General features: G+C 73.6%; 3 protein-coding genes and 1 riboswitch. All 3 genes read left to right on the forward strand.

Annotation, left to right across the window (positions count from 1 at the left end):
• Positions 1–250: 250 nt before the first annotated feature.
• Positions 251–332, forward strand: a riboswitch (ZMP/ZTP riboswitch).
• 74 nt (positions 333–406) lie between these two features.
• Positions 407–1,726, forward strand: a complete 1,320-nt coding sequence (gene glyA / locus ESO86_RS13575) for a serine hydroxymethyltransferase (protein WP_129235493.1) — start codon at positions 407–409, stop codon at positions 1,724–1,726.
• A gap of 164 nt (positions 1,727–1,890) precedes the next feature.
• Positions 1,891–2,778, forward strand: coding sequence for a bifunctional methylenetetrahydrofolate dehydrogenase/methenyltetrahydrofolate cyclohydrolase (locus ESO86_RS13580; protein ID WP_129235494.1), 888 nt, complete (start codon positions 1,891–1,893; stop codon positions 2,776–2,778).
• A gap of 101 nt (positions 2,779–2,879) precedes the next feature.
• Positions 2,880–3,618 (forward strand): acylneuraminate cytidylyltransferase family protein (locus tag ESO86_RS13585; RefSeq protein WP_165307832.1); only part of this gene is annotated, 739 nt, incomplete at its 3' end.

Here is a 3,618-nt window from a genome sequence, read left to right on the forward strand (position 1 = left end):
CCCCGCCCGCCCGCACCGCGGGAGCGTCGCGCCAGGCCTCGCCGATGCCCCGCCCCGCGATCCGGTCGCCCTCGAACCGCACCCACGCGTCGGTGACGGCGTCGCCGCCGGAGACGATGCGGGCGGAGTGGATGACGGTCGTCGGCGCGGAGGTCACCGGGCCACGATATCGCCGGCACCCGCGGGCGGTCGGGCGCCGCGACCGCGAGCGTCATCGACGGCGTGGGCTCGCGGCATCCGTTGCTATGCTTGGCGGCGTCGCGACTGGCGTTGAGATGGGTGACCATCGGGGAGCGACTGGCACGGACCGACCGCACGCCTGGGCCGGTACGCGAGGCCTCGGGGCGCGAGTCGCGCACGAGGCGATTTCCGCAGGTCCGCATGTCATCTTCGAAGGAGCCATCCATTGGCTGAGTCACTCACCACCGACGCCCCCGCCGACGCCGTCGCGGGCGCCGCATCCGTCTTCAACGCCCCTCTCGCCGAGGTCGACCCCGAGATCGCCGAGGTCCTCGAGCTCGAGCTGAACCGCCAGCGCTCGACGCTCGAGATGATCGCGAGCGAGAACTTCGTGCCCGTCTCGGTGCTCCAGTCGCAGGGATCGGTGCTCACGAACAAGTACGCCGAGGGGTACCCCGGCCGCCGCTACTACGGCGGCTGCGAGTTCGTCGACGTCGCCGAGAACCTGGCGATCCAGCGCGCGAAGAGCCTGTTCGGCGCCGAGTACGCGAACGTGCAGCCCCACTCGGGCGCGACCGCGAATGCCGCGGTGCTCTCGGCGATCGCCACGCCCGGCGACACGATCCTCGGCCTCGAGCTCGCGCACGGCGGCCACCTCACGCACGGCATGAAGCTGAACTTCTCGGGCAAGCTCTACAACGCCGTGGCGTACGGGGTCGACCCCGAGACCTTCCAGGTCGACATGGACGTGGTGCGCGACACCGCGCTCGAGCACAAGCCGCAGGTCATCATCGCCGGCTGGTCGGCGTACCCGCGCCAGCTCGACTTCGCCGCGTTCCGCGAGATCGCCGACGAGGTCGGCGCGAAGCTCTGGGTCGACATGGCGCACTTCGCCGGACTCGTCGCCGCGGGCCTGCACCCCAACCCCGTGCCGCACGCCGACGTCGTCTCCTCGACCGTGCACAAGACGATCGGCGGCCCGCGCTCGGGCTTCATCCTGTCGCGCGACATGGAGCTCGCGAGGAAGCTGAACTCGAACGTCTTCCCCGGCCAGCAGGGCGGTCCGCTCATGCACGTGATCGCCGCGAAGGCGACCGCGTTCAAGATCGCGGCGTCCGAGGAGTTCCGCGACCGCCAGGAGCGCACCGTCCGCGGTGCGCGGATCCTCGCGGAGCGCCTCGTCGCCGACGACTCCCGCGCGGCCGGCGTCGACGTGCTCACGGGCGGCACCGACGTGCACCTCGTGCTCGCCGACCTCCGCACCTCCGAGCTCGACGGCCAGCAGGCCGAGGACCGCCTGCACGAGGTCGGCATCACGGTCAACCGCAACGCGGTGCCGTTCGACCCGCGCCCGCCGATGGTCACCTCGGGCCTGCGCATCGGCACGCCCGCACTCGCGACCCGCGGCTTCGGCGACGCCGAGTTCACCGAGGTCGCCGACGTCATCGCGCTGGCGCTGCAGGCGAACCCGGATGTCGCCGCGCTCCGGTCGCGCGTCGAGGCGCTGACCGCGGCGTTCCCGCTCTACCCCGGCCTCCAGCAGTAGCCGGCCGCCGCGGCCCGGGGCGAGCGATCGTTCGCCCCCGGCCCTGGCCCGACTCGCCGGAGGAGACGCGCGGCGACGCGCCGCCCGCGGCATCCGCTCACCGGCGTGTTCGCCGGAATCTCCTTCGTTCCGCACCCGATGACCAGCTCGGAAAGGCTCCCGAAATGACCGCGATCACCCTCGACGGCGTCGCCACCGCGTCGGCCGTGAAGTCCGAGCTCGCCTCGCGCATCACCGACCTCCGGGCGAACGGGGTCGTGCCGGGACTCGGCACCCTCCTCGTCGGCGACGACCCCGCCTCGCGCTCGTACGTGGCCGGCAAGCACCGCGACTGCGCCGAGGTCGGCATCGAGTCGATCCGCGTCGACCTGCCCGCCTCGGCGACGACCGCCGACGTGCGCGCCGCGATCCGCGACCTCAACTCGGCGCGCGAGGTGACCGGCTACATCGTGCAGCTCCCGCTGCCGACGGGTCACGACGAGAACGCGATGCTCGAGCTCATCGACCCCGACAAGGACGCCGACGGCCTGCACCCCACCAACCTCGGGCGGCTGGTGCTCGGCATCGAGGGCGAGCTCCGCTCGCCGCTGCCGTGCACGCCTGCCGGGATCGTCGAGATGCTGCAGCGCTACGACGTCCCGATCCGCGGGCAGCACGTGACGGTCATCGGTCGCGGCCTCACCGTCGGACGCCCGCTCGGACTGCTCTTCACGCGCAAGGGGCTGGACGCCACCGTCACCCTCACGCACTCGCGCACGCAGGACCTCGCCGCCGAGGTCGCCCGCGCCGACATCGTCGTCGCGGCCGTCGGCGTGCCGCACATGGTCAAGGCCGAGTGGGTCAAGCCGGGCGCAGCGGTCCTCGACGTCGGCATCACGCGCGTCGCCGACGAGGAGACCGGCAAGGGCCGGCTCACGGGCGACGTCGACCCGGCGGTCGCCGAGGTCGCCGGGCACCTCTCGCCGAACCCCGGCGGCGTCGGCCCGATGACCCGGGCCATGCTCCTCGCCAACGTCGTCAAGGCGGCCGAGATCAAGCTGCACGGGCGCTGAGGCCGGCCGCGGAGGCCGCGGCGTCCGCTGTCAGCCTGAACGTCCCCCGGCGTTCACCGGGCGTGCACCCCGCGGACGCGTCGCGCGCCTAGCTTCGCGGCATGAGCCGCAGCGACTCCACCGAGGTCACCGCCGCCGCGCTCGCGATCGCGATCATCCCGGCCCGGGGCGGGTCCCAGGGCCTGCCGGGCAAGAACGTGGCACGCGTCGGGGGCGTCCCGCTCGTCGCCAGGGCCGTGCACGCCGCCCTCGCCGCGGAGCGCATCGCACGCGTCGTCGTGACCACCGACGACGACGAGATCGCGGATGCCGCGCACGGCGCCGGCGCCGAGGTGATCGCGCGTCCGGCCGCCCTCGCGAACGCCACCGCCTCGAGCGAGTCGGCGCTGCTGCACGCGATCGAGGCGCTCGCGCCCGAGCCCGGAACGACCACCGTCTTCATCCAGGCGACCTCGCCATTCATCGACCCGTCCGACCTCGACACGGCCGTCGCGCGCGTCGAGTCGGGCGAGCGCGACGTCGTCTTCGCTGCGACGCCCACCCACGGGTTCCTCTGGCGCGAGCGCGCCGACGACGCCGACGGGGCCAGCGCGGTCGGCGTGAACCACGACCCCGCGAACCGCCCGCGTCGGCAGGACCGCGAGCCCGAGTTCCTCGAGACGGGCGCGTTCTACGTCCTGCGCACCGAGGGCTTCGTGCGGGCCGGGCACCGATTCTTCGGCCGCATCGGCATCCAGCGGGTCCACCCCGACACGGCGATCGAGATCGACGACGCCGCCGACCTCGCGCGCGCCCGGGTGCTCGCGCCCCGCGTCGACCGGCGGCTCGCGGGCGGCATCG

It is taken from the genome of Agromyces binzhouensis (assembly GCF_004135055.1).
In the GTDB taxonomy this organism is placed as follows: domain Bacteria; phylum Actinomycetota; class Actinomycetes; order Actinomycetales; family Microbacteriaceae; genus Agromyces; species Agromyces binzhouensis.

Coding starts and splice junctions, on each gene's coding strand:
- ESO86_RS13580 (WP_129235494.1), top strand. CDS start 1,891: ATGACCGCGATCACCCTCGACGGCGTCGCCACCGCGTCGGCCGTGAAG.